The sequence below is a fragment of the Streptomyces dryopteridis genome (assembly GCF_049606955.1).
Classification (GTDB): domain Bacteria; phylum Actinomycetota; class Actinomycetes; order Streptomycetales; family Streptomycetaceae; genus Streptomyces.
On the sequence record NZ_CP187113.1, the window covers coordinates 3662822 to 3688636 of the forward strand.

Below are 25815 nucleotides of genomic sequence, written 5' to 3' on the forward strand. Positions count from 1 at the left end.
TGGTGCGGGGCGCTACCTCGTGGGGTCGTCGTCGATCCCGGTGCGCTCCTCGATCGTCTGCTGGGCCTTGTCGACCTGATCGGCGTACTTGCCCTTGGTGCGCTCGTTGATCTCGGCCTCGACGTTGTCGGAGATCTCCTTGGCCTTGGTCTTTCCCTGGCCGGTGAGCTTGTCCCACAGTCCCATCGCGCGGTCCTTTCCACTGCCCCGGTTCAACACGTTTAGTCCCCCCGGCCTCCCGTTCACGACGCTACGCGCGATCGGGTGGGCGCGCGCGTCGGACGGGTGGTCCGGCCCCGGGGCCCGGACCGGGCGGCGCCGCCCACCCCCGTGCGGGGCGGCGTCGGGTCCGGTCCGGGCGGTCAGCGGCGCGGCCGGCCCGGTCGGGCGGGGCGCGGCGGGCGGGGCGGCTCGGTGGGGCGGGTGGTGGGGCGGGCGGTCCGTGTCCCCGGGAGGAGGCCGGCGCGGGACGGGGGCTCCGTCCTTCAGCCGGTCTTCGTCCAGTCCTGGCAGCCGGTGGTCTTGAAGAACTTGTCGCCCGCCTTGATCGTCACGATCCCGGAGCCCTCCAGGTTCTCGTTGGCGAGGATGGAGTCCACTCCGCCGTCGCCGGCGGCGCTGCTGCGCTCCCAGTAGCAGGTGCCGATGGTGCCCTCGGCCAGGCCGCCCGTCTTGTAGGTGCCGGGGGCGATGTCGTGGCCGACGCGGAAGGTGCCGCCGTCGCCCTTGACGGTGGTCGCCGGGGTGCCGGTGGGGGCCGCGTCGGCGTCGACGGCCTCCCAGCCGGAGCAGCCGCGGGACTTGAAGAACTTGTCGCTCGCCTTGATCTGCACGTAGGCGGTGCCGGTGACGTTGTCGTTGGCGAGGATCGCGTCGAGTTCGTCGGTGGCGTCCTTGGCGCGCTGCCAGTAGCAGCCGAGCGTTCCCTTGTTGCCGGTGCTGCGGTACAGGCCGGGCTGGACGTCCTTGCCGACCTCGACGGTGGCGCTGCCCTTGATGGCGACCTTCTTGCCCTCGTCCTTCTTGTCGCCGCCCTTGTCCCCGCCCTTCTTCTCGCCGTCCTTCTTCCCGCCGTCGCCGGAGACGGAGGCGGAGGTCGTGTCCTTGTCCGTGTCGCCCCCGCCGCCGATGGCCGCGCCCACGATGCCGATGGCCGCGATGACGCCGATCGCGGTGAGCACCTTGTGCCGGGCGAACCAGCTCTTGCGCTTTCGCGGCGGCTGCGGCGGCTGCCCGTGCGGGGCCTGCGGGGCCTGACCGTACGGCGGCGGGGGCGGGGTCTGGCCGTACGGGGGCTGCTGACCGTAGGGCTGCTGCTGCCCCTGACCGTACGGGGGCTGGGGCTGACCGTAGGGCTGCTGGGGCTGCTGCTGTCCGTAGGGCTGCTGGGACATGGGTGGTGGCCTGCTCTCGCGACGGGGGACGGGGACACGGGTGGTGACGGCGTGGGCGCCGCCGCCTCCTGGGAGGAGCGGTGCGACATGGGCAATCTGAACAGATCTTGTGAACCGAGTCAACACGGTTCACAAAGTTGAGCCGGTTCACGCCCGTGAATCGATCGAGTGGCACCATCTCGGTATGCTCGCTGTCACAGCAGACGACCAGGGGAAGCAGGGAGCAGCCAGTGCCACAGCACTCAGCGGGCGCGACGGACGGAACGCGCACGGACGGAGCCCGACCCGCCCCCGCGCCGCCCACCCCCACGCCCGTCCCCGGCGTCCCCGAGGTCACCGCCGCCGAGATCGCCCGCCTCGCCGGCGTCGGCCGCGCCGCCGTCAGCAACTGGCGCCGCCGGCACGCCGACTTCCCGCGCCCCGTCGGCGGCACCGACACCAGCCCCTCCTTCGCCCTGCCCGAGGTCGAGGACTGGCTGCGCGGCCAGGGCAAACTCGCCGAGGTCCCGCTCCGCGAACGCGTCTGGCAGCAGATCTCCGGCCGCCCCGACGGCGCCGTGCCCGCCCTCGTCGCCGCCGGCGCCGCCCTGCTCCTCGTGCACGAACGCCCCACCGACTGGCCCGCCCTCGCCGCGCACCCCGACCCGCGGATGGCCGAACTGCTGCCCCCGCAGCTGGCCCGCGTGCTCACCGACCGGCTCGGCCCCCGGCACCCGCTCGGCCCCTTCGTCGACGCCCTCGGCCCCGCCGACATGCCCCTGCTGCGCGCCGCCGCCGAACTCGCCGCCGAACTCCAGGGCGCCCGCGCCGCCTTCGAGTTCCTCCTCGGCCGGCACCTCGACGCCAACCCGCGCCAGTACACGCTCACCCCCGAGGGCCCCGCCGCCCTCATGGCCGCCCTCGCCGGCCCCGCCGCCCGCACCGTCCTCGACCCCGCCTGCGGCACCGGCGCCCTGCTGCGCGCCGTGCCCGGCGCCGTCGCCCTGCACGCCCAGGACCTCGCCCCCGACCTCGCCGCCCTCACCGCCCTGCGCCTGGCCCTCGCCCACAGCGGCCCCGCCACCGGCCCCGGCCCCGCCGTCGCCCTGCACGTCGCCGCCGGCGACGCCCTGCGCGCCGACGCCTTCCCCCACCTCGCGGCCGACGCCGTCCTGTGCCACCCCCCGTTCAACGAACGCGGCTGGGGCCACGAGGAACTCGCCTACGACCCCCGCTGGGAGTACGGCTTCCCCGCCCGCACCGAATCCGAGCTCGCCTGGGTCCAGCACGCCCTCGCCCGGCTCCGCGACGGCGGCACCGCCGTCCTCCTCATGCCGCCCGCCGTCGCCGCCCGCCGCTCCGGCCGTCGCATCCGCGCCGACCTGCTGCGCCGCGGCGCCCTGCGCGCCGTGATCGCCCTGCCCCCCGGCGCCGCCCCGCCCTACGGCATCCCCCTGCACCTGTGGGTGCTGCGCCGCCCCGAACCCGGCGGCCCGCCCCCCGCCGACCTCCTCCTGATCGACGCCGCCGGCCTCACCGCCGACGGCCGCGACCGCGCCGACTGGGCCGCCCTGCACACCGCCGTCCTCGACACCTGGACCGCCCACACCCACGCCGGCCACGGCCCCGGCGCCGCCGCCGGCGCCGAGACCCCCGGCTTCAGCCGGCGCGTGCCCGTCGTGGAACTCCTCGACGACGACGTGGACCTCACCCCCGCCCGGCACCTGCCCGCCGCCGGCGACACCCGGGGCGTCGACGAACTCGACGCCGTGCGCGAACGCCTCGACCGCACCCTCGCCCTGGCCGCCGACCTCGCCCCCGCCGCCCCCACCACCCCCGCCGCCGGCCCGCACGGCCCGGCCGGACCCGCCCGGTTCTCCTCCGGCACCATCGGCGAACTCGCCCGCGCCGGCGCCCTCGTCCTGCGCACCGGCACCGGCGCCGGCAGCCCCCCGCCCGGCACCACCGACCCCGTCGTCCTCACCGAACACGACCTGCACGCCGGCGCCCCCGCCTCCGGCACCCTCCAACCCGGCCCCGACGAACCCGTCCTCGTCCGGGCCGGGGACGTGATCCTGCCGACGCTCGGCGGCGGCGGAGCCGTCCGCGTCGCCGACGACGCCGACGCCGGCGCGGTCCTCGGCCGCAACCTGCACCTGCTGCGCCCCGACCCCGCCGCCCTCGACCCCTGGTTCCTCGCCGGCTTCCTGCGCGGCACCACCAACCGGCGCCAGGCCAGCAGCCACGCCTCCACCGCCACCCGCCTCGACGTGCGCCGGCTCACCGTGCCCCGCCTGCCGCTCGCCGAACAGGCCCGCTACGGCGCCCGGTTCCGCGAACTCGCCGCCTTCGAAGCCGCCCTCCGGCTCGCCGGCCGGCTCGGCGAACAACTCGTCCGCGGCCTCCACGACGGCCTCGCCGACGGCACCGTCACCCCCGACTAGGCCGTCGGCGCGGAGCGCGTGCCCGCCCCGCCTCGTCCCGCTGCTCGGGACGGGAACCGGGGCGGGCCGTTCGGCGTGCAACGGTTGGACACCGGGCCCACCCACGGGCCCCGTTCGCTGTATACGCTCGGTAAAGGCGTCCCCACCGCTCACGTCCGCACCGCTCACGTCCCCGCCCGCCACGTCGTCCGTCAGGAGCACCGATGCACGGCCCCGGCCTCCCGCCGCCACACCCCGTCCCGGGGCACCTGCCGCCCCCGCCCGCGCCCGGCGTCGTGATGACCCTGCGGGTGCTCTTCACCGCCCTCCCGCTGCTGAGCTGCGGGATCCTGGCGTGGGCGGCGATGCTGCGACTGGCGCTGTTGACGCGGACGAAGCGGGACTGGACGCTGTTCGGGGTCTCGATCGTGATCATGATCGGCGCGTTCGTGTTCACCAACCTCGACAAGACCCCCGACCAGAGCGGCTGGCAGACCAACGTGGGCATCGTCCCGCTGCTGCTGCTGGCCCTCGGCGCCACGATCCACTACGTGATCGCCGACGTGCGCCACTTCACCGCGCGCGCCGCCCTGCACGCCGGGCCCGCCCCCGTCGCCGCCCCCTGGTACCCGCCGCAGACCCCCGGCACCGGCTACGGCTACCCGCCCCAGGCCGGCCCGGCGTACGGCCCGCTCCCCGGCTCGACGCCCGTCCCGGGTCACGGTCACGGCACCGGTCGCGGCGCGGGGCACACGACGACGCCCTCCGCCGGCCACTCCCCGTACCGGGCCCCGGCCCCCACCCCGCCCCCGTACGCCCCGCCGCAACCCCAGCCGCAGCACCAGCCCCCCGCGCAGCACCAGCCGCCGCCGCCCCGGACCGCCCGGGTCCGCGCCGAACTCGACGAGCTCAGCGAACTCCTCCGCCGCGAGACCGAGGGCCGCGCCCCCGCCCACGACGACCGCGACCCGTACCGCGACCCCTACCGCGAGGACCCGTACGGCCCCGGCGGCCACGGAGGCGGCGCGCGCTGATGGAGACCCGCGTCATCGGCGAGCGCTACCAACTCGCCACCATCCTCGGCCAGGGCGGCATGGGCCAGGTCTGGACCGCCTACGACCGGCGCCTCGACCGCCGCGTCGCCGTCAAACTCCTGCGCCCCGACCGCGTCACCGGCCCCGGCACCGTCGCCGAGGAACTCCGCCGCCGCTTCGTGCGCGAATGCCGCGTCACCGCGCAGGTCGACCACCCGGGCCTGGTCACCGTGCACGACGCCGGCAGCGACGGCGACGACCTGTACCTCGTCATGCAGTACGTCGAAGGCGCCGACCTCTCCGACCACCTCGCCGAACACGAGCCCTACCCCTGGCAGTGGGCCGTCGCCGTCGCCGCCCAACTGTGCTCCGTGCTCTCCGCCGTGCACGCCGTCCCCATCGTGCACCGCGACCTCAAGCCCCGGAACGTCATGGTCCGCCCCGACGGCTCCCTCATCGTGCTCGACCTCGGCGTCGCCTCCGTCCTCGACACCGACACCACCCGCCTCACCCACACCGGCTCACCCGTCGGAAGCCCCGCCTACATGGCCCCCGAACAGGCCATGGGCGGCGCCGTCGGCCCCCACACCGACCTCTACGCCCTCGGCGTGCTCCTCCACGAACTCCTCAGCGGCGAGGTCCCCTTCGCCGGGTCCACCGCCCTCGGCGTCCTGCACCGCCACCTCCACGAGGCCCCCCGCCCGATCCGCGAACTGCGCCCCGAACTGCCCCACGCCCTCGAACGCGTCGTGCTCCGCCTCCTGTCCAAGGACCCCCAGGACCGGCCCGGATCGGCCCAAGAGGTCTACGAGGACCTCGCCCCCCTCCTCCCCACCCCCGGCTCCGCGAGCCCCCGAGGCCCCCTCGACCCCACCCGCCCCTTCCTGCGCCCCTCCGCCCCCTGGCCCGACCGCGCCCCCCGCCCCGGCGCCCCCGTCCCGCCGCCCCCGCCCGTCCCGCCCGCCGCCGGCCCCCGCGACCTCGCGGCGGCCGTGGACCGGGTGAAGGGCATGCTCGACGAAGGACGCCTCACGCAGGCCGTCGACCTCCTCGGCGGCCTCCTGCCCGACGCCGCCGCCCGCCACGGCGCCCACTCCCCGATCGTCCGCAGCCTGCGCCGCCAGTACGCGGCCACCCTCATGGACGACGGCCAGTACCGCCGGGCCCTGCCCGAACTGCGCACCCTCGCCGCCGAACTCCCGCCCGGCGACCCCCAGGCCCCGCGCCTGCGGTACGACGTGGCCCAGTGCCTGGAACAGCTCGGCGAACCCGCCGCCGCGCTCGCCGAATACCGCGAACTGCTCCCCGCGCTGGAGAACCGCTACGCCCACCCGGACCCGGAGCTCTCCTTCGACGTCCGCCGCCGCGTCGGCCACCTCCTGCTCACCCTCGGCGAGACCACCGCCGCCCGCGACACCCTCACCCGCCTCCTCCACGACACCGAACACCACCACGGCCCCCACCACCCCCTCCCGACAGACCTCCGCCGCACCTTGCAGTGGCTCAATCAGATGCGCTGATCCGGCGGCGCAGCTCGCCGAGGTCGACCCGGGCGTTCACCGCGTGGTGATGGTCCGGCCCCAGGCGGCGCACCAGGTCGGGGAGGAGTTCCTCGAAAGCGGCCAGGGCCCCGCCCGTGTCACCCGCCTGCCCTCGCCACCAGGCCGCGTGCCGGCGAGCACCCAGCGCGTAGAGGTGCTCGGGCCCCAAGGCCCGGCTCGCGTCCCGGGCCAGGGACTCGAACTCCTCGACCGCGCCGATCGGATCCCCGGACCGGCCGCGGATCTTGGCGAGGTGCCTGCGGGTGTTGAAGGTGTCCGGGTGGTCCGGTCCCAGGACACGGATCCGGTCGGGCAGCAGGGACGCCAACTCGGCCAAGGCCCCGTCGTGGTCGCCGGCCCGGGTCAGGACGTGCCCGAGAAGGCCGCGGCAGCGGAAGGTGAAGGGATGGGTGGGGCCCAGGGCATCGGTGAGATCGGGGAGGACGGCGTGCAGTGCACGGATCGCCGCGGCACTGTCCCCGGCGTGACTCTGCCAGATGGCGATGCTGCTGCGGGTGTCGAGGGTGGTCGCGTGGGTCCGGCCCAGGACCTCGATCTGGTCGACCACCAGTTCCCGCAGGGTCGCCACGGCCTCCGGGTATCGCCTCGCCTGCCCCAGGCAGTGCCCCAGGGCCGCGCGTGCGTCCAGGGTCCGGCGGTGACGGGGCCCCAGGACCCGGGTCAGATCGGGCAGCACCGCGCGGAGTTCCGCGACCGCCGTGACGGCCTGCCCGGCGTGCCCCTGCAATCGAGCCAGGTTGACCCGGGCGATGAGGGTGCTCGAATGCAGGGGCCCCAGGACCCTGGTCTGGTCGTGCAACAACTCGACGGACGCCTGTATCGAGGCCGACACCTCCCCCGCACGGCCCCGCGCGTGGACCAGTCTGCTCCGGGCGCGCAGGGTGTCGTGGTGGTCGGGGCCGAGCCGGGCGAGGAGCGACGCCACGAGGCCGGCGAAGTACTGTCGGGCGCTGTCCACCTGCCCGTGCTCGTCGAATTTCGTCCCGAGCTCGAAGAGCACCCTGTGTGCCCTCGGCGTGTACAGCGCCTCGCCCGCCACAACGGTCAGCACGGCCGCGTTCGCGTTGCAGGCCCGGGCCGAATCGACGTCGGGGCGGTTCGACCAGGCCGTCGTGAGCATGCCTCCCGCCGTGCGCGCGGTGTCCGCGAAGAGAGGTCCCAGGGCGTCCCGGGTCGCGCGCTGGGTGAGTTGATGGACGCGGACCGTGCCGGTCTCCGGGTCGTGGCCGAGCAGTCCGAAGCGGTGCAGGAGGCGCAGGGCACCGCGCGCCTCCTCCGGCGAAACCTGTCGGGCCACGTGCGCGCCCAGGTACTCCAGCGCGGAATCGCCGGTCAGGAGCCATTCCGGGATGCCGTTCGGATCCAGCATCGAGGTGAGGCGCAGGACGGGCAGGGCCAGGCCGACCGGGCGCAGGGTGTCGGCCTTGGCCACGGACAGGGACCAAGTGGCGGCCACGGTCGTCGTCTGATCGTCGGGCAGGGCCCCCTCTTCCGGCAGGAGGTCCGTCAGGCGGGTCGTGGCACGGGCGAGGCGGGCGCGGTACTCGTCGACGGGGACGGCCTCGTCGAGGATGTAGGCGGCCGCTTGGGCGAGGGCAAGCGGGAGGTGTCCCAGGTCCGAGGCCAGTGCCGTGATCCGCTCGCCGGGGTCGTGGCGGTCGTGCGCGGCCAGGAACGTCGTCAGGTATGCCAGGGACTGTTCGGGCGTGAACTGCCCCAGATCGACACGACGACCCGGCAACGCCGTGTCCATGCGCCGGGTGGTGATCACCGTGCGTCCCAGCGGGCTCTCCGGCGGCCACAACCCCCGCACGTCGGCCGGGTCGGACACGTCGTCGAGCACGACCAGCCAGCGGCAGCCCGATTCTCCCGAGGCGAGCCATTGCAGCAGGGTTTCGGCCGCGTGGTCCGGATTTCCGGGTGGCACGGCGAGCAGTTCCTCCGCGGCCCGAGCGTACGCCGCGATCACCGCCGAGCGGTCGCTCGCGGTGACCCACAGGAGGACGTCGAGTTCGCCGGCCGACCACAGTTCCTCCGCGTGGTGCGCGGCGAGTTGGGTCTTGCCGACGCCGCCGGTGCCGCGCAGGACCTGGCACAGGACGGCGGTGCCGCCCGCGTCGGTCGCGTCGCGCAGTTGCGCGGTCTCCGCGCGTTCCTGGTAGGCGCGGGCCTCGCGGGGGATGACGCCGATGCGGCAGGGCCAGGGGGAGGGGCGGCGGCCGGTGTGGACGTGGACCGTGCGGTTGTCGGTGGTGATGTTGCCGTGCACGTAGCCGGTGTTCGCGGTGCCGCCGGCCCCGGTGCTCGCGCCGCCGGTCTCCCGGACCTCCGGGCCGCCGCCCCGTCGTCCGATCACGCCCCCGCCCCCTCGCCCGTCTCCTCGCCCGTGCCCCGTGCGCTCACCGGTCCGTGTGGCCGGTGTTGGCCTGGCCGGGGCCGTCCGTCGTCGCGTTCCCGGTGCGTTCCACCGTGACGGGGCCCGTGCCCGTCGCGCCCCGGTGGCCGGTGTTGGCGTGTCCGCCGGCGCCCGCGCGGGCCGCGCCCGTGTCGCGGACGACGACCCCCGCCGGCGCGGCCGGGGCGGCCAGGCCCGCCCACACCGCCACGCCGACCGCCGCGACCCCCGCCAGCGCGGAGGCCACCGTCGCGATCCGGCTCGCGGTCTCCCACTGCGAGACCGCGAACACCACCCCCAGCGCCGCGACCACCCCGCAGGTCACGACCAGTGCCACGCGCTTCCCCGTCATCCGGGCATTCTCGCCCGGTACGGCGCGTTCCGTCAGGTGATTGTCGGCCTCCGTCGGCGGCTCCGCCACGCCCACCAGGCCCAGCCGGCCAGGCCCAGGGCCGCCGCCCCGGCGAGGGCCGTGCCGGCGCGCAGGCCCGGGGGGCGGAACGTGCACGTGAGCGTCGTCGCCCCCGCCGCCCCCGCCCCCGCCGCTCCCACCGGGGACGCCGTGAGCCCGCCGAAGGTCTCGGCCGGCCGGCCCCCGCAGGTCCAGCCCGCGATCCGCGGCGCCGCCAGGACGGCCGTGCCGCGCGCCCCCGGCGCGAACTCGGCCCGCACCGAACGCGCCCCCACCTCCACCCGGGTCGGCGCGCCCGCCCGCAGCGCGGCCACCGCCGCGTCCAGCCGGGCCCCGTCCAGGCAGCCCAGCCGCCACGGGGTCTCCGCCCGGCCCGGCGCCCGGTCGAAGAGCACCGGCGTGGCCGCGCCCTTCGAGACGCCGAGGCCCGCCATCCCGGCCCGGTTGCGGGGCGGGCTCGCGGCCGGCCGCACCGGCCGGCCGCCGGGCCCGAGGCGCACCGTGCCGTCGTGGTCCGGGGCCCACAGGTACGCCGAGGTGCCGGCCCGGCACACCCCCGGCGCCACCGGCTCCTCGTACACCCGCGCCCCCAGCAGGGCCTCCTGGTTGCGGAACGGGTCGCTCCCGTACACCGGGCGCGGCGCGCCCTCGGGCCGCAGCGTGACCAGCGGCAGGGTCCGCGCGGCGGGCCGGCGGATCGGGTCCGGGCCGCCGGCCAGGCGCGCGCCGACCCCGAACAGGGCGTCCGTCACCGGGTTGTCGAGGCTCTGGAGGCTGCGCCCGCGCGAGGTCCAGCCCGCGCCGAGCGCGCTCCACGTCTCCACCCACACCGCCGAGGTGTGGCTGCTGTAGTAGGCCGCGCCCTGCCCGCCGAGCAGCATCGGGTCGTTGCCGCCGAGCGCCGGCCGGCCCGGGTCCACGCGGGCCCGCGGCCAGGTGTCGGCGCCCGCGAGGGCCGCCGCCCGCGCGTCGTGCTCGGCGCCCCAGACGGGGTAGTCGTCGAGGATGCCGAGCCGGCGCCGGTCGGCGTACGCGGTGGTGGCGGCGGCCTGCCCGAGCAGGACGCCGGTCACGAGGAGGGCGCCCGTGACCCGGGCCCGGCGGCCGGCGCGGGCCCGGCCGGCCGGGTCGGCCCGCCGCCAACCCCACCAGCCCAGGCCCGCGCCCGCGAGCCCGAGCCCGTACAGGGCCCAGGCCCAGCCCCACACGAGGGTGGAGCCGGCGGCGAGCAGGCCGAGGCCGCCCGCGAGCCCGAGGCCGCCGAGCAGGGCCCGTCCGCTCAGGCCGGGCCAGGCCGCCCACGCGGCGAGGGTGAGCAGCCCCACGAACACGAAGCCCTGCCGGTACGGGCTGCCGTTGGGGGTCGCGAACACGTGCCAGGCCAGGTGCGTGGGCTCCCACTGGAAGGACAGGGCGACGGCGAGGACCAGCCCCGTCCACCCCCACCGCACCCGCCCGGCGACGGCCGCGCGCCGCGTGAACGGCAGCGCGAGCGCCGCGACCAGGGTGCCGCCGGCCACGAACACGGCCGGGGAGGAGAAGGAGTAGGTGGCGGGCAGCAGCCGGGCCGCCCAATCGGCCGCCCCGACCGGCGCGAAGGCCGTGAACCGGCCCGGGTAGGCGTGCCGCGAGCCCAGGTACACGGGCACGAGCAGCGGCGCGGCCAGCGCGATCCCGGCCGCCGTGCGGGCCACCGCCCGGGCCGTCACCACCCCGGCGGCGCGGACCGGCAGGCCCCGGGTCCACAGCCGCAGCAGCAGGAAGAGGACGGCGCCGAGGGTGGCCATGTACGCGGTGTAGAAGTTCGCGGCCCACCACACCGCCGGGACCAGCACCCCGAGCACCGGCCGGCGGGCCCGCAGCGCCCATTCACCCGTCAGACACAGGAGCGGGAACGCGATCAGCCCGTCCAGCCACATCGGGTTGTAGGCGGCCTCGGCGACCGTCCAGCCGCTCAGCGCGTACCCGGCGCCGAGCACCGCCGCCGGGCCCGCCGGCCCGCGCCGCACCGTCCGCAGCAGCCAGGCCATGGCGGCGGCCGCGACGGCGACCTTCAGCACGGTGATCGCGTACACGGCGAGGTCGATCCGGTCGCGCGGGAACAGGGCGACGAGCGGCGCGAACGGGCTCGACAGGTAGGTGCCGTAGTCGGGGAGGAAGGAACTCCCGAAACCAGAGGACCAGTTGAGGAGCAGGCCGCCGTCGGCCCGCCCGCGCAGCAGGTCCCACAGGTGGGCGTGGAAGGGCACGAACTGATTGCCGAGGTCGTTCACGGACCTCCGCAGCGGCCCGAAGGGGAAGACGCGGGCGACGGCGTCGCCGGCGCAGAGGGCGAGGGCGGCGAGCAGGCCGGCCCATCCGGCGGCGGCGGCGCTCGTGCGGCGGGGCGAGGTGCGCATGGTGGGGGCGACCCTGCCGGCGGCGGGGGGCCGGCCGGTGGCCGCGGGGTGAACACGCGGCCCAACACCCCGCGAATCGTTGGTCGAACCGGTGACTCGCGGCACTCTGACTGCATACGATGCCGATCACCGCACGGCCCCGCGCACGGGCTTGTGCACCGAGGCACAAACCCCGCACGACCACCCGGCACGACGAACCGGCACCATCCGGCCCGGCCCTGGAGGCTCCATTGCACCGTCGCACTGCGCTCTCCGTCTCCGCCGTCCTCCTCGCGGCGGCCCCCCTGCTCACGGCGTGCTCCGGGCAGGCCCGCCCCGGCACTGCGGCCCTGGTCGGCGGGGAGCGGATCACGACCTCCGCCCTCCAGGCCCGGGTCGACGACGTGCGCGGCGAGCAGCGGAGGGCGGACCCGAGCGGGCAGCTCGTCGCCGGTTCGGGCCGTCTCGAAGGGGTGCAGCTGGGCCGCATGATCCAGGTGCGGATCGTGGACCGGCTCGCGAAGGACGCCGGGGTGTCGGCGAGCACCAAGGAGGTCGAGGACGCGCGGCGCGCCGCGACCGCCGAGACCGGTTCGCCCGGCCGTCTGATTCAGGGCATGTTGCAGTTGAAGGTGCCGGTCGCGCCCGACGGGATCGACGAGTACTTCCGCTACCAGATCCTGCTGGGCAAGCTCACGCAGAAGTACGGGGAGGCGGGGCTGACGGAGCGGGCGCAGGCCCTGGCCGAGAAGTTGGACATCACGGTGAACCCGCGCTACGGGGAGTGGAAGCCGCAGGAGATCGGCATCCGGTACGGGGAGACCCCGTGGATCTCGCAGCGGTCGGTGCCGCAGGACCAGCAGCCGCCCCGGGCCTGAGGGCGGGCGCGGGCGGTAGGTTCGTGGGGTGACCGACCACGCCGCCGCCTCCGCCCCCGCGCCCGCTCCCGTGCCCGCCCCGGACCCCGCCGCCGGGTCCGATCCGGGCCGGATCGTGCTGCTCACGACCACGCACCGGGTCGCGCCCGGCATGTTGTCGTGGGCCGCGTGGGAGGTGTTGCGCGGCGCGGACCTCGTGCGGTGCGCGGACGCCGGGCACCCGCACCTGCCGTGGCTGCGGGAGGCGGGGATCGAGCCGGTCCTCGCGGAGGTCGACGCGCACGCCCTGCTCGACGAGACGGCGGGCGGCCGGACCGTGGTGGTGCTGGTGGGCGCCGAGGGGGACCGGCGGCTCACGGACCGGCTGGCCTCGCTCGCGGGCTCGGGGCGGGTCGCGATGCCGGCGTTGGAGCTGCTGCCGGGTTCCTGGGACCTGCCCGGGGCGCGGCTGATCGACCTCGTGCAGGTGATGGACCGGATCCGGCGGGACTGCCCGTGGACCTCGGTGCAGACGCACGAGGGGCTGGTGAAGTACGCGCTGGAGGAGGCGCACGAGCTGGTCGAGGCGATCGAGACGGGGGACCGGGTCGAGTTGCGCGAGGAGCTGGGCGACGTGCTGTTGCAGGTGGTGCTGCACGCGCGGATCGCGCAGGACGCGGAGCCCGGGGAGGCGTTCTCGGTGGACGACGTGGCGGCGGGGCTGGTGGACAAGCTGATCCGGCGGCATCCGCACCTGTTCGCGGCGGGTGAGGCGGACACGCCGGAGGCGGTGCACGCGGCCTGGCAGGCGGTGAAGGCGCAGGAGAAGGACCGGGAGTCGGTGACGGACGGGGTGCCGCTCGCGCAGCCGGCGCTGGCGTTGGCGGCGAAGCTGACGGGTCGGGCGCGGGCGGCGGGGCTGCCGGATCCGGCGCGGGTTTCGGGCTCGGGTCCGGTGTCCGGGGCCGGGTCCTCGGAGGGGCCGGTGCGGGACGTGGACGCGGGGCCGGGGGCGGATCCGGCGGTGGAGGCCGCGTTCGGCGCGGAGCTGTTGGTGCTCGCGGACCGGGCGGGGCGGGCCGGGGTGGATCCGGAGACGGCGTTGCGGCGGGCGGCGCGCGGTTATCGGGCGGCGTTGCGGGTGGCGGAGGGGTTGCCGGCGGAGCCGGTGCGGGTGCGGGAGCACGCGGACGCGGAGGAGGACGGGTACGAGGGGGGCGCCGCGTACTGAGACGGCCGGTCGGCGGGTCCGGTCGGCGGGTTCGGTCAGGGGGACGGTCAGGGGGTGCGGGGGGCGCGGGCCGCCGGGTTGTGCCAGACGGGGTCGGGGCGGGCCAGGAACCATTCGCCGAAGCCGACGGGTCGGGGGCCGGCGCCGCGTCCGCCGGGCACGGTGTCGTGCACGAGGTGTTCGGGGCGGACCCCGAGGTCGAGGAGCACTTCGGAGATCTCGGCGAGGAACACGGGTGGCCCGCTGAGGTGCACCTCGTGCTCGTGCCAGCGTTCGCGGCCCGAGAGGGCGCTCGCGAGGCGGTCGGTGGCCTCGTTGCGGTGCCGGCGGGGGGCGGGGGTGATGTAGGTGACGGCGAGCCACGGGCAGAGCGCGGCCCAGGCGTCGATCAGCGGCCGGTCGTAGAGGTGCGCGGGGTCGCGGGCCACGACGAACAGGCGGACGGGGTGTTCGGGCGGGGGTCCGGCGACGAGGTCTTCGAGGACGGCGCGGACGGGTGCCCAGCCGGTGCCGGCGGCGATCAGGGTGAGGGGGCGCGTCACGGTGCGGGGGCCGAGGGTGCCGGCGGGGGCGCCGAGGCGGAAGCGGTCGCCGGGGGCGCACTCGTGGACGAGGCGGGTGGAGAGCCGGCCGCCGGGCACGTGGCTGACGTGCAGGTCGAGGGTGCCGTCGGGGCGGGGGGCGTTGGCGGCGGAGTAGGTGCGCCAGGCGGTGGGGTCGCGGGGGCAGGAGACGGAGAGGTACTGGCCGGGGGTCCAGGTGAGGGGGGTGTCGGGGCGCAGGGTGAGGACGGCGAGGTCGTCGCCGTGGGTGAGCCGGCGCACGAGGGTGGCGTCCCACCAGGCCGGTTCGTCCGTCTCGGCGGCGGCGGTGGTCATCGCGTCGGCGATCAGGGCGTATGCCTCGGCCCAGGCGGCGCGGGCCTCTTCGGTCCAGGCGTCGCCGGCGGCCTCGGCGAGGGCGGCGAGGAGGCTGGTGCCGACGGCGGCGTAGTGCTCGGGGCCGACGCGGAACTTGCGGTGGTCGCGTCCGAGGTCGCGGAGGTAGGGGAGGAGGGAGTCCTCGTCGAGGTGGGCGACCACGTGGGTGAGGGCGGCGAAGAGGCGGTCGCGTTGGCGGCGCATCGCGTCCGGTTCGGCGGGGAAGAGGGGACGGAGTTCGGGGTGGTGCCAGAAGAGGTGGGCGTAGAAGAAGGTGACGGCGTGTTCGGCGCGTCTCTCCACCACCGCGAAACTGCTTTTCAAGATCCTCACGTCCACGGACGGAATGTAGGAGGGCCCGGGAACGTCGCGTCAAGCGGGGGGCGATCCACGGAGGGCCTGGGGCGAATGACCCCGAAGCGGACACGGGGGTGGAACGCGCCCGCGTCCGTCGGCCGTCCGCGCCGCCCAGGACCGCTCGGGGCCGCTCAGGGCCGCTCAGGACCGTTCGGCGGGGCGGGCGGTCTCGGGGGTGAAGGCGACGGGGAGCTCGCGCAGGCCGCGCATGATGAGCCCGCCCCGCCACCGCAGGTCCTCGGCGGGTCCGGCCAGGCGCAGGTCGGGCAGGCGGGTCAGCAGGGTCCGCAGGCCGATCTGGCCCTCCATGCGGGCCAGTGGGGCGCCCAGGCAGTAGTGGATGCCGTGGCCGTAGCCGAGGTGCTGGTTGTCGGCGCGGGCGAGGTCGAGGGTGTCGGGGCCGTCGAAGCGGGCGGGGTCGCGGTCGGCGGCGGCGAGGACCACGAGGACGGGGTCGCCGGCGGCGATCCGCTCGCCGCCGAGGGTGAGGGGACGGGTGGCGTAGCGCCAGGTCGCGAGTTCCACGGGCCCGTCGAAGCGGAGGAGTTCCTCGACCCCGGTCGCGAGCAGGTCCTCCTCCCCGGCGGCGAGGGATGCCTGGAGGCGGGCGCGCTGCTCGGGGTGGTGCAGCAGGGTGTGCACGCCGTTGCCGAGGAGGTTGATCGTGGTCTCGAAGCCGGCGAAGAGGAGCACGAAGCACATGGCGGCGGCCTCGGTCTCGGTGAGGTGCTCGCCGTGGTCGGAGGCGCGGATGAGCCCGGAGATGAGGTCGTCGCCGAGGTCGTCGCGCTTGCGGTGGATGAGGTCCACGAGGTAGGCGCGGATCTTCTTGACGGAGCGGGCGACGCCGCCGCGCGGGCCGCCGCCGTGCCGGATCATCATCGCGGCCCAGCCCTTGAACTCCTCCTGGTCCTCGCGGGGCACGCCGAGCATGTCGCAGATGGCGTGGATGGGGAGGGGGAAGGCGAACTCGTGGATGAGGTCGGCCTCGCCGCGCGCCGCGAACCCGTCCACGAAGGTGTCGGCCAACTCCTGTACCCGGGGCGCGAACTCGGCGACCCGACGGGGGGTGAACGCCTTGGAGACCAGGCGGCGCAGCCGGGTGTGGTCCGGGGGGTCGATGTTGAGGAGGTGGGTCATGAGCCCGGCGCCGCGTTCGCCCGGGATGCCCGTCTTGCCCTTGGCGTGGGCGTCCTCGGCGTGGTGCGCGGGGTTCTTGCTGAGGCGCTGGTCGGCGAGGGCCTGCCGGGCGTCGGCGTAGCGGGTGACGAGCCACGCCTCGACCCCGCTGGGCAGGGTGGTGCGGTGCACGGGGGAGTGCTCGCGCAGCCAGGCGTACGCCGGGTAGGGGTCGGTGGCGAACTCCCACGTGAACAGCTCGGGCATGGGGGTGGCGGGGCGGGGCGACGCGGCGTGCATGACCCCGACCCTATGCCGTGCCCCCGGGGCGCCGGCGGGGCGCGCGGGGGAGCGGGAGGGGAGGGGGGAATGGGGGCGCGCGGGCCGGGCAGGAGCGGAGGACGACCTTCCGTCGGGGGGTCGGCGCCGGGCCCGGGAGGAGGTCCGCGCGGGGTGTCCCGAGCGCCCCTTCCGTCCCCGTCGACACCGGTGTCCGACGGACCGTCAGCGATGTGACCTTCGTGTGATCTGTCCTGCATCGACTTGTGACAGGCGTTCGAAGGGCGCTAGGTTCCACGGCATTCCGTTGCCCGCCACGCGAAAGGCACTCCTCATGCGCTCCGGGAATGGTCGCCACCGTCGTCCCCGTCAGGTCCCCGCGATAGTCGTCACCGCCGGCGTGGCCGGCTCGGCCCTCGCGCTGCCGCTGCTCGCCTCCGGTTCCGCCGGCGCGGCGACCGGCTCCGCCTGGGACAAGGTCGCCGAGTGCGAGAGCGGCGGCACGTGGAGCGCGACCCAGGGCGGCGGCCTCGGCCTGACCGCGGAGGAGTGGAAGGCGGGCGGCGGCCAGGAGTACGCGCCCACCCCCGACCTGGCCAGCCGTCAGCAGCAGCAGGCCGTCGCCGAGAAGCTCCTCGCGGCCCGCGGCCAGGACTCCTTCGGCGCCTGCGCGGCGGGCGTGGACCTGACGACCGGGTCCTCCGGCGGGCAGGGTTCCGGTTCCGGTCACGGGCCCGGGACCTCCGTCCCGCAGGGCGGCGGCGCGGAGCACGAGGCCCCGGTGCCGGCCCTGGGCGTCGCGCCGCACGACTCGCGCTCCTCGTACCTCCCGCCGCTCGACGAGACCCCCGCCCCCTTCGACTCCGGCGACGGCGCGATCCTGCCGGGAGTGCCGCTCAGCCCGCTGGACCCGGCCGTGCCCGCGCTGCCTGTCCCGGTCGTGCCCGAGCCCGTGAAGCCCGTCACGCCGACGACGCCGACGACGCCGACCACCCCGGGCACCCCCGGAACCCCCGGCACCACGGACCCCACCGCGCCCACCGACCCCACCACGGGCACCCCCACGACCCCGACCACTCCGGGGACCCCGGGCACCGTCGCGCCCACCGACCCCACCAACCCGGGCGACCCCACGCTTCCCGTGAGCCCCACCCCCACCACGCCGGGCACCCCCGGCACGGTTGCGCCCACCACCCCCGGGACCTCCTCGCCCGACGCGAGCGGGAGCCCGAGCCCGCAGGGCACCCCCGGCGCCGTCGCCGAGACCCCGTCCGGCGGCGGCAAGCACCGCGGCCCGGCCGCCGTGGAGTCCGGAACCCCGGCCTCCACCGGCACTGACGCCCCGTCGGCGAAGACCTACACGGTCAAGGAGGGCGACACCCTCTCCGAGATCGCCCGCGCGCAGGGCGGCAAGGCCGGCTGGAACGGGCTGTACGAGGAGAACAAGCAGGTCATCGGCGAGGACGCGGACCTCATCAAGCCGGGACAGAACCTGGAACTCGGCCTTCGCTGACGGGGGTTCAGGCCCGGGAAGTCCCGTAATGCCGGTCTTGCGCGAATGAGACTTGCGTCTCTTTCGGCCAACTGACCTTTCCTGTCCGTGGACTGTGTGAAAGTGCCGCCCCACCTGCGCAAACGCCGCGCGGGTGGGGTGGAGTGCCCCGGTATTCCCGGATCGTTCCTCTGTTGAACATCCGGGCCGGACCTGCCTACCTTCTGACTCGCTCGCCACCGCGAGCCCCTTCGACCGCATCGCCGAGTCCTGCCGGCGGGCGGAGGGAATCGTCGCGAAAGCGCCGAAGGCAGGAGCGGGGGACCCACAGGTTTTCGCCGTGCCGACACGCACCCTCAGGGGGCCGTCGGCCGGCTAGGGGTGAAGCCGCGTCGGAAGTCAGACGCCGACGCGACCGGGCAACTCATCCGCCCGAACCCGACAGCTCACCTCGCAGGCGTCGGTGAGGAGAACCTCCATGCTGCTTACGGGCAAGGGCAAGCACCGCCGCGCCTCCAAGGCCACCCGCGTCGTCACCCTCGCCGGTGTCGCCGGTGTCGCCGTCGCCGCGCCGCTCATGGCCGCCGGTACCGCGAACGCCGCGACCGGCGCCGAATGGGACCGCGTCGCCCAGTGCGAGTCCGGTGGCAACTGGTCCATCAACACGGGCAACGGCTACTACGGCGGCCTGCAGTTCTCGGCCTCCACCTGGAAGGCGTACGGCGGCGGCGCGTACGCGTCCTACGCCCACAAGGCCACCAAGGCCCAGCAGATAACCATCGCCGAGAAGGTCCTCAAGGGCCAGGGCAAGGGCGCCTGGCCGCACTGCGGCAAGGGCCTGTCCAACACCCCCTACAACGGCGGCAGCGGCGGCGGCACCACCACGCCGAGCAAGCCCAACCCGAGCAAGCCCACCACGCCCACCACCGGCAAGACCTACAAGGTCAAGTCCGGCGACACCCTGGCGAGCATCGCCAAGGCGAACAAGGTGGCCGGCGGCTGGCAGAAGCTGTACCAGCTCAACAAGAACGTGCTGAAGAACCCGAACGTGATCCACGTCGGCCAGGTGCTCAAGCTCGCCTAAGGGCGACGCGCACGGGCGCCCCGACCCGTCGACCGCCCCCGTCGACCCGTCACCGGCGCCCCGCCACCCACGCGCACACACCCACGAGCCCGGTCCCGCGACCCCGGCCCCGCATCCCGCCCCATCCGGCGAGGACGCGCGGCCCGGCCCCGCCGACCGGGCTCGCGGCGTACCCCGCCCGGGCCCGTCCCGACCGGCCCCGTCCCAACACTCGGCGAACTCTTCCCGACCCCGCCGCCACGCCCGGACGACACCCCCGCGACACCCCGTGCCCCGCCCGCCGCCGTCCCGCGCCGGCCCCGCGTTCGCCCGTTCGCCGCCGCCCCGACCGGGACCGAGGGCCCGGACTTCCGGCCCGCCCCGAAAAACCCGCGGCCCACCCGCCGCGCGCCGCTCCCGCACCCCCCGGCGCACCCCCCGTGACCACGGGCGACACCCCCGCGCACCCCTGAACTCCGCACCCCCACAAGCCCCTTCCGCCCCACCGCCGGGGCCGCCCCGCACCCGTCGCGGACCTGACGTTCGCGCAGGCCGCATGCCTGTGCATCAAGAGCCCTATGTCACGGAAGAGGGGTATTCGGGCACTTTTTCGTCCCAGGGGTCGGGCGCTCGGCCGGCGGAACCCCGGAGGGCGGTTAGGCTCTAGAGCGGCAAGGCCATCCCACGGCCTGGAACGCCACCGCACACCCCACCAGCGTCACATCCCCAGAAGGAGATGCTCGTGCCCTCCATCGACGTCGTCGTAGCCCGGGAAATCCTGGACTCCCGAGGCAACCCCACGGTCGAGGTCGAGGTGGGCCTCGACGATGGCAGCACCGGCCGTGCCGCCGTCCCGTCCGGCGCCTCCACCGGTGCCTTCGAGGCCATCGAGCTTCGTGACGGCGACCAGAACCGCTACCTCGGCAAGGGTGTCGAGAAGGCCGTCCTCGCCGTCATCGAGCAGATCGGCCCGGAGCTCGTCGGCTACGACGCCACCGAGCAGCGCCTGATCGACCAGGCCATGCTGGACCTGGACGCCACGGACAACAAGGGCTCCCTCGGCGCCAACGCCATCCTCGGCGTGTCCCTCGCCGTCGCCCACGCCGCCTCCGAGGCCAGCGACCTCCCGCTGTTCCGCTACCTCGGCGGCCCGAACGCGCACCTGCTGCCCGTTCCGATGATGAACATCCTCAACGGTGGGTCGCACGCCGACTCCAACGTCGACATCCAGGAGTTCATGATCGCCCCGATCGGCGCGGAGTCCTTCTCCGAGGCGCTGCGCTGGGGCACCGAGGTCTACCACACCCTCAAGGCCGTCCTGAAGCGCAAGGGCCTGTCCACCGGTCTCGGCGACGAGGGCGGCTTCGCGCCGAACCTCGACTCCAACCGCGCCGCCCTGGACCTGATCCTCGAAGCGATCAAGGAGGCCGGCTACACCCCCGGCACCCAGGTCGCGCTCGCGCTCGACGTCGCCGCCTCCGAGTTCTACAAGGACGGCAAGTACGAGTTCGAGGGCCAGTCCCGCTCGGCCGCCGAGATGACCGAGTACTACTCGGAGCTCGTCGACGCCTACCCGCTGGTCTCCATCGAGGACCCGCTGTTCGAGGACGACTGGGCCGGCTGGAAGGTCATCACCGACAAGCTCGGCGCCAAGGTGCAGCTCGTCGGCGACGACCTCTTCGTCACCAACCCGGAGCGCCTGGCCCGCGGCATCGAGGAGGGCTCCGCGAACGCCCTGCTCGTCAAGGTCAACCAGATCGGTTCCCTGACCGAGACCCTGGACGCCGTCGAGATGGCCCAGCGCAACGGCTTCAAGTGCATGATGTCGCACCGCTCCGGCGAGACCGAGGACGTCACCATCGCCGACCTCGCCGTCGCCACCAACTGCGGCCAGATCAAGACCGGCGCCCCGGCCCGCTCCGAGCGCGTCGCCAAGTACAACCAGCTGCTGCGCATCGAGGAGATCCTCGACGACGCCGCCGTCTACGCCGGTCGCGGCGCGTTCCCGCGCTTCAAGGGCTGACCTCCCCGTCACCCCGCCGGCCGCTCCCCGCGCCCCCCGAGTGATCACCTGATCACCCGCGCGCGGTGACAGCCTCCGTACGTCCCCGCACTCGGTCCCGTACCGTGTGCGGGGACGTCGCGCGTCCGGGACCCCGGCGCGCGCCGGACGGCGCGGACCACGCGGCGGCGGCTCTCGGGGAGGCGAGGACATGGCAGGGAAGCCCGGAACCCGGGACCGGTCCGCCGGACCCTCCACCACGACCAGGCTCAAACAGCTCGGCGAGCGCACCGTCGCGCACGTGTACCGCTCCCAGACCAGGCGCCAGGTCCGCCGCAGCCGGCTCACCGGCCGCGCGGCCCTGCTGATCCTCGTCCTCTGTACCCTGGTCGTCGCCCTCGCGTACCCGATGCGGCAGTACGTGGCACAGCGCTCCGAGATCGGCGAACTGCGGGAAGCGGCCCTCCGCGACCGCACCGAACTCGAACGCCTGCGCGACGAGAAGGCCCGCTGGCAGGACCCGGCGTACGCGGAACGGCAGGCGCGCGCCCGCCTCAACTACGTGCGCCCCGGAGAGATCGGCTACACCCTGATCGACCCGGAGGCCGCGGCCGAAGAGGAGCAGCGCGCCCGCCAGGACCCGGCCGACCGGCCCTGGTACTCGAACGTCTGGGACGGCGTGGACAAGGCCGACCGCCCCGAGGACTGAACAGCCCGGGCCACCGAACGACGACCACCACACAAGAAAAGACTTCCCCAGGAATGCAGACGCCCCCGCCCCAGACCGCCCGCACCGAGCCGACCGAGGCGGACATCGACGCGTTCGAGCAGCAGCTCGGCCGCCCGCCGCGCGGACTGCGCGCCATCGCGCACCGCTGCCCCTGCGGACAGCCCGACGTGGTCGAGACGGCCCCCCGCCTCCCCGACGGCACCCCCTTCCCCACCCTCTACTACCTGACCTGCCCGCGCGCCGCCGGTGCCATCGGCACCCTGGAGGCCAACGGGGTCATGAAGCGGATGCAGGCCCGGCTCGCGGAGGACCCCGAGCTGGCCGCCGCGTACCGCGCCGCGCACGAGGACTACATCACCCGCCGCGACGCGATCGAGGTGCTCCAGGGCTTCCCGAGCGCCGGCGGCATGCCGGACCGCGTCAAGTGCCTGCACGTGCTCGTCGGGCACTCGCTGGCCGCCGGCCCCGGCGTGAACCCCTTCGGCGACGAGGCCCTCGCGATGCTGCCGGAGTGGTGGGCGAAGGGCGCGTGCGTCACCCCGTGCGCCCCGAAGCCGGAGACGGACGGCGACGCGGCGGAGGCGGACCAGTCGTGACGACGACCCGCGTGGCCGCGATCGACTGCGGCACCAACTCCATCCGCCTCCTGGTCGCCGACTGCGACCCGGCCACCGGCGAGCTGGTCGACCTCGACCGGCGCATGACGGTGGTCCGGCTCGGCCAGGGCGTGGACCGCACCGGCCGGCTGGCCCCGGAGGCGCTGGAACGCACCTTCGCGGCCTGCCGCGCGTACGCGGAGATCATCGCGGGCTTCGGCGTCGGCCCCGACCGCACCCGCTTCGTGGCCACCTCGGCCTCGCGGGACGCGGAGAACCGCGAGGACTTCGTGCGCGGGGTCCGCGAGATCCTCGGCGTGGACCCCGAGGTGATCTCGGGCGCGCAGGAGGCCGAGTACTCCTTCACGGGCGCCACCCGCGAACTGGCCGGCGCGGCCGGCGCCGCCGACCTGCCCCGCCCGTTCCTGGTCGTGGACATCGGCGGCGGCTCCACCGAGTTCGTCGTCGGCACCGAGACGGTGACGGCGGCCCGCTCGGTGAACGTCGGCTGCGTGCGCATGACCGAACGCCACCTGGCGACGGACACCGGCCTCGTCGACCCGCCCACCGAGGACCTGGTCGCGGCGATGCGCGCCGACATCGAGGCGGCCCTGGACGAGGCCGCGGCGGAGGTCCCCCTCGCCGAGGCCCGCACCCTGGTCGGCCTGGCCGGCTCGGTCACCACGGTCGCGGCGATCGCGCTGGGCTTGGAGGAGTACGACTCCGCGGCCATCCACCACTCCCGCATCCCGTACGAGAAGGTCCGGGAGATCACCCACCGGATGCTCACCACCCCGCACGCGACCCGCGCGGCCATCCCGGTCATGCACCCGGGCCGCGTGGACGTCATCGGCGCGGGCGCCCTGGTCCTCCTGTCGATCATGGAACGCGTGGGCGCGAAGGAGGTCGTGGTAAGCGAACACGACATCCTGGACGGCATCGCCTGGTCGGCCGTCTGACCCGGGGGACGGCTCTGACCAGGGCCGCCGACACGCGAGGTGTCGAGCAGCCACAGGCAGCGGCCCACGAGCACCGCCCCGCTCCCTCTGCGAGGGGCGGGGCGGTGCTCGTTTCCGGCGGCTCAGATCGGCAGGTTCCAACTCGGCCCGCCCGGGATTCCGAGCCACACGCGTTGTGCCTGCGGGGTGATGGTGAGGCCGAATTCGGAGAGGTGGGGCGCGCCCTGGTCCTGCCAGATGGTGACGGCGTCCTCGACCGCGTCCCAGAGGCGTAGCGGACCGCGCTGGGTGACGGTCCACTCGTCGCCGTCGGGCCCCGGCTCGGTTCGGGCCTGGGAGCCGGTCGCGGAATCGATCAGTGTGTGAGTCCCACCGGCCCCGAACCGCTCCGCCGACGGTGCGGCGAGCTGGGCGACGAACATGCCGGTCCAGTCGTCCAACAGGGCCGGGTCGATCCGGGTGCGGCGGCGGTGACCGGGCAGCAACTCGAAGGGTCCCCGGTCGGGTGCCCGGTGGGGTCGGGCCATCATGAAGGACGTGTACCCGGGGACGAACCGGCCGGAAGCCTCGTGGGCGGACTCGCCGGCGGTGAGGAGGACCAGGCCGTGCCCGAAACCCCACCCGGCGATGGTGACGAGCAGCGTGCCGCCCGGCCGGAGCTGCCGCAGGAGGGTGTACGGGACGTGTCGCATCGAGCAGAACGCGAGGACCACGTCGTACGGGGCCCCCGGCGGGTACCCGTTCAGACCGTCCGCGGTGATCAGGTTCGGGGTGTACCCGGTGCGGGTGAGGGCGGCGCGGGCGCGGTCGGCCGCCGCGCGGTCGGTTTCGACGGCGGTGACGTTCTCGGCCCCCGCGATCTCACAGACGTAGGCGGTCGAGAGGCCGGTGCCGGCGCCGATGACGAGCACGCGTTTGCCCTTGGTGACGCCGGCACGTTCGATCATCCAGAGGACGACGCCGGGCAGTGTCGAGGAGGAGGTCGGCGCGCCCCCGGTGATCGGTTCGGACGCGTCCTCGGCGAGGACCCCGTCGACCTGTGTGACGTGGGTGCTGTTCTCGTAGGTCAGGTGCAGCCACTCGTCGGGCGGGGTGTCGGCTCGGCGGGTGGGCGTCCAGACGGTCACGCCCCGGGCGTTGGTGGTGGGGCGGTAGATCGCGGGGCCGAGGAAGCTCTCGCGGGGGACGGTTTCGCCGGCGCGGCGTACGGTCGGGTCGGTCACGGTGCCGTCCGCGGTGAGGGCGGCGAGGAGGCGGTGCCGTAGTTCGGCCGAGGTGTCGGGGGTCATGAGGGGGTCCCCTTTTCGAGGGTGTCGGCGAGGGCCCGGGTGATCGCGTCGACCGTCGGGGGGTCCACGAACGCCCATTGCCCGTTCGGGTTGCATTCGATGAACCACCATCGGCCGGCCGGGTCGAGGGCGAAGTCGAAAGCGCCGAAGGTCAAGCCGAACGCGTCGAGGTAGGCCCTGACGGCGTCCGCGACGGTGCGCGGGATCGGCATGGGGGTGCAGGTGATCAGGCTCTGGTCCCACCGCCAGTCGAGGTGATCGCCTCGGGTGTCGATGCGGGTGGCGAACAGGTCGCGGCCGACGGCGGCGAGGCGAATGTCGGCGACCTTGGGCACGCACGCCTGGAACAGGTGCGGGCAGAGCGCGACGGACTCGTCGAGTTCCTCGACGGTGACGGTGCGGGTCCAGACCGTTCGGCCCCGGCCGTCGGCGCCGTTGATGTGCACGGGGCGCACCGGCTTGTAGATGGCCTTGCCCTGTTCGGCGACGAACGCGCGGGCGTCGTCCGGCACGGTCGTGATGAGGGTTTCGGGCACGGCCAGGCCGAGGGCCGTGGCGGTTTCGAGCTGGGCGACCTTGTAGTCGGCGGCGCGGTTGCGGCTGGGGTGGTTGACGTGCAGGGCCGTGGGCAGTGCGACCAGGGTCCCGGTGAAGCCGGCCCGTGCCTGAGCGGTGGCGAACTCCTCGACGGGGGACTCGGGCTTGGGGCAGGGGGTGGGGCGGCGCCAGTAGACGGCGCGGACGGAGTCGAGGGCGGCGGTGCGGGTGGCGGTGGACAGGGTGCCGGTCAGGGCCGCCGCCCCGCCGACGCGCACGCTGATGCGCGTGGTGTCGGCGAGGTCGGCGGCGGGGTCGAGTCGTACGACCGGGACACCCCGGCCGTGCAGCTCGGACAACACCAAGTCCGCCGTCACATCCCCGAGCGAGGTGATGACGGCGATGGTCATGTCAGTCGAAGTCCGGAACGCTGTCGGAGTCGGCCGGCGCGGGCGGTTGCTGCCCGCCGCCGTCGGCTCCGGTGTTGGTCGGGCTGCTGCTGGAGGTGGACGGCTTGGCGTGGTCGCCGTCCATCTCGACGGGGTGGCCCTGGGCGTCCGTGTAGACGGTCGTCTGGGTGTCCGGGTCGAGGGCGGGGCGGAACGTCGGGAGCGGCGCCGAGGTCGGGTAGGTCGCCAAACGCGTGAAGCCGAACGGCTGTGAGGCGGTGGTCATCCGGTGAACTCCTTTTTCGGTGAACAGGGGATGTGCCATCCGGGGCCGTCATGCCCCGGAAGCCTGAGGGGTGGGTGGCACAGGCAGGTTCCGGCGCGCGGGCAGGGGGTGCCGGAGCTGAGGTGCAGGCCG

Annotated in this window: 21 protein-coding genes and 1 riboswitch; of the genes, 11 read left to right on the plus strand and 10 right to left on the minus strand. The window is 75.0% G+C overall.

Annotation, left to right across the window (positions count from 1 at the left end):
* Nucleotides 1-12: 12 nt before the first annotated feature.
* Both ACN20G_RS15685 and ACN20G_RS15690 read right to left on the minus strand, forming a co-directional pair.
* The gene (locus tag ACN20G_RS15685) at nucleotides 13-186 is read right to left on the minus strand and encodes an antitoxin (protein WP_424213401.1); all 174 of its coding nucleotides are present in this window, start codon (nucleotides 184-186) and stop codon (nucleotides 13-15) included.
* A gap of 299 nt (nucleotides 187-485) precedes the next feature.
* Nucleotides 486-1394: a hypothetical protein gene (locus tag ACN20G_RS15690; protein WP_424213402.1), complete on the minus strand. Its 909-nt coding sequence runs from the start codon at nucleotides 1392-1394 to the stop codon at nucleotides 486-488.
* A gap of 347 nt (nucleotides 1395-1741) precedes the next feature.
* On the opposite strand from ACN20G_RS15690, the gene ACN20G_RS15695 reads away from it, so the two are divergent.
* From ACN20G_RS15695 to ACN20G_RS15705, 3 genes are all read left to right on the plus strand, one after another.
* Nucleotides 1742-3817, plus strand: coding sequence for an N-6 DNA methylase (locus tag ACN20G_RS15695; RefSeq protein WP_424215526.1), 2076 nt, complete (start codon nucleotides 1742-1744; stop codon nucleotides 3815-3817).
* Between the two features lie 203 nt (nucleotides 3818-4020).
* A complete protein-coding gene (locus ACN20G_RS15700; RefSeq protein ID WP_424213403.1) occupies nucleotides 4021-4830 on the plus strand; it encodes a hypothetical protein in 810 nt (269 codons plus the stop codon).
* The gene (locus tag ACN20G_RS15705) at nucleotides 4830-6350 is read left to right on the plus strand and encodes a protein kinase domain-containing protein (RefSeq protein WP_424213405.1); all 1521 of its coding nucleotides are present in this window, start codon (nucleotides 4830-4832) and stop codon (nucleotides 6348-6350) included. Before ACN20G_RS15700 ends, ACN20G_RS15705 begins: the two co-directional genes overlap by 1 nt.
* Here ACN20G_RS15705 and fxsT read toward each other — a convergent pair.
* Genes fxsT through ACN20G_RS15720 form a run of 3 tightly spaced genes read right to left on the minus strand, consistent with a single transcriptional unit; the run spans nucleotide 6334 to nucleotide 11598 of the window.
* Nucleotides 6334-8748: an FxSxx-COOH system tetratricopeptide repeat protein gene (gene fxsT / locus ACN20G_RS15710; protein WP_424213406.1), complete on the minus strand. Its 2415-nt coding sequence runs from the start codon at nucleotides 8746-8748 to the stop codon at nucleotides 6334-6336. The two genes, ACN20G_RS15705 and fxsT, sit on opposite strands and share 17 nt — an antisense overlap.
* Nucleotides 8749-8791: 43 nt before the next feature.
* Nucleotides 8792-9139 carry a hypothetical protein gene (locus tag ACN20G_RS15715; protein ID WP_424213407.1) on the minus strand — a complete coding sequence of 116 codons (348 nt, stop codon included), beginning with the start codon at nucleotides 9137-9139 and terminating at the stop codon, nucleotides 8792-8794.
* A gap of 32 nt (nucleotides 9140-9171) precedes the next feature.
* A complete protein-coding gene (locus ACN20G_RS15720) occupies nucleotides 9172-11598 on the minus strand; it encodes a YfhO family protein (RefSeq protein ID WP_424213409.1) in 2427 nt (808 codons plus the stop codon).
* A gap of 230 nt (nucleotides 11599-11828) precedes the next feature.
* Between ACN20G_RS15720 and ACN20G_RS15725 the strand changes: the two genes are divergently transcribed.
* Both ACN20G_RS15725 and ACN20G_RS15730 read left to right on the plus strand, forming a co-directional pair.
* Entirely contained in the window at nucleotides 11829-12455 is a 627-nt protein-coding gene (locus ACN20G_RS15725; RefSeq protein ID WP_424213410.1) for a hypothetical protein, read from the plus strand.
* A gap of 70 nt (nucleotides 12456-12525) precedes the next feature.
* Nucleotides 12526-13665 (plus strand): MazG family protein, encoded by a 1140-nt coding sequence (locus ACN20G_RS15730; RefSeq protein WP_424215527.1) that lies wholly within the window; start codon nucleotides 12526-12528, stop codon nucleotides 13663-13665.
* 47 nt (nucleotides 13666-13712) lie between these two features.
* On the opposite strand, the gene ACN20G_RS15735 is transcribed toward ACN20G_RS15730, so the two are convergent.
* Entirely contained in the window at nucleotides 13713-14924 is a 1212-nt protein-coding gene (locus ACN20G_RS15735) for a globin domain-containing protein (protein ID WP_424213411.1), read from the minus strand.
* A gap of 159 nt (nucleotides 14925-15083) precedes the next feature.
* On the minus strand, nucleotides 15084-16361 hold the full coding sequence (locus ACN20G_RS15740) for a cytochrome P450 family protein (protein WP_424213412.1): 1278 nt from the start codon (nucleotides 16359-16361) through the stop codon (nucleotides 15084-15086).
* A gap of 313 nt (nucleotides 16362-16674) precedes the next feature.
* Between ACN20G_RS15740 and ACN20G_RS15745 the strand changes: the two genes are divergently transcribed.
* The 6 genes from ACN20G_RS15745 (at nucleotide 16675) to ACN20G_RS15770 (ending at nucleotide 23182) form a co-directional block, all read left to right on the plus strand.
* Nucleotides 16675-17853, plus strand: a complete 1179-nt coding sequence (locus tag ACN20G_RS15745) for a LysM peptidoglycan-binding domain-containing protein (protein ID WP_424213413.1) — start codon at nucleotides 16675-16677, stop codon at nucleotides 17851-17853.
* Nucleotides 17854-18124: 271 nt separating this feature from the next.
* Nucleotides 18125-18307, plus strand: a riboswitch (cyclic di-AMP (ydaO/yuaA leader).
* Between the two features lie 3 nt (nucleotides 18308-18310).
* Complete coding sequence (locus tag ACN20G_RS15750) at nucleotides 18311-18916, plus strand: transglycosylase family protein (protein WP_424213414.1); 606 nt, start codon at nucleotides 18311-18313, stop codon at nucleotides 18914-18916.
* Between the two features lie 715 nt (nucleotides 18917-19631).
* Nucleotides 19632-20918 (plus strand): phosphopyruvate hydratase, encoded by a 1287-nt coding sequence (eno, locus tag ACN20G_RS15755; RefSeq protein ID WP_424213415.1) that lies wholly within the window; start codon nucleotides 19632-19634, stop codon nucleotides 20916-20918.
* A 190-nt stretch (nucleotides 20919-21108) separates the two neighbouring features.
* Entirely contained in the window at nucleotides 21109-21606 is a 498-nt protein-coding gene (locus tag ACN20G_RS15760) for an FtsB family cell division protein (protein WP_424213416.1), read from the plus strand.
* A 53-nt stretch (nucleotides 21607-21659) separates the two neighbouring features.
* Nucleotides 21660-22223: a DUF501 domain-containing protein gene (locus ACN20G_RS15765; RefSeq protein ID WP_424213417.1), complete on the plus strand. Its 564-nt coding sequence runs from the start codon at nucleotides 21660-21662 to the stop codon at nucleotides 22221-22223.
* Nucleotides 22220-23182, plus strand: coding sequence for an exopolyphosphatase (locus ACN20G_RS15770; RefSeq protein WP_424213419.1), 963 nt, complete (start codon nucleotides 22220-22222; stop codon nucleotides 23180-23182). Before ACN20G_RS15765 ends, ACN20G_RS15770 begins: the two co-directional genes overlap by 4 nt.
* A 122-nt stretch (nucleotides 23183-23304) precedes the next feature.
* Here ACN20G_RS15770 and tgmC read toward each other — a convergent pair whose 3' ends face one another.
* Genes tgmC through tgmA form a run of 3 tightly spaced genes read right to left on the minus strand, consistent with a single transcriptional unit; the run spans nucleotide 23305 to nucleotide 25683 of the window.
* Entirely contained in the window at nucleotides 23305-24471 is a 1167-nt protein-coding gene (gene tgmC, locus ACN20G_RS15775) for an ATP-grasp peptide maturase system methyltransferase (protein WP_424213420.1), read from the minus strand.
* Nucleotides 24468-25418, minus strand: coding sequence for an ATP-grasp ribosomal peptide maturase (gene tgmB / locus ACN20G_RS15780; protein ID WP_424213421.1), 951 nt, complete (start codon nucleotides 25416-25418; stop codon nucleotides 24468-24470). Before tgmB ends, tgmC begins: the two co-directional genes overlap by 4 nt.
* A gap of 1 nt (nucleotide 25419) precedes the next feature.
* Nucleotides 25420-25683 (minus strand): putative ATP-grasp-modified RiPP, encoded by a 264-nt coding sequence (gene tgmA, locus ACN20G_RS15785; protein WP_424213422.1) that lies wholly within the window; start codon nucleotides 25681-25683, stop codon nucleotides 25420-25422.
* Nucleotides 25684-25815 lie beyond the last annotated feature (132 nt).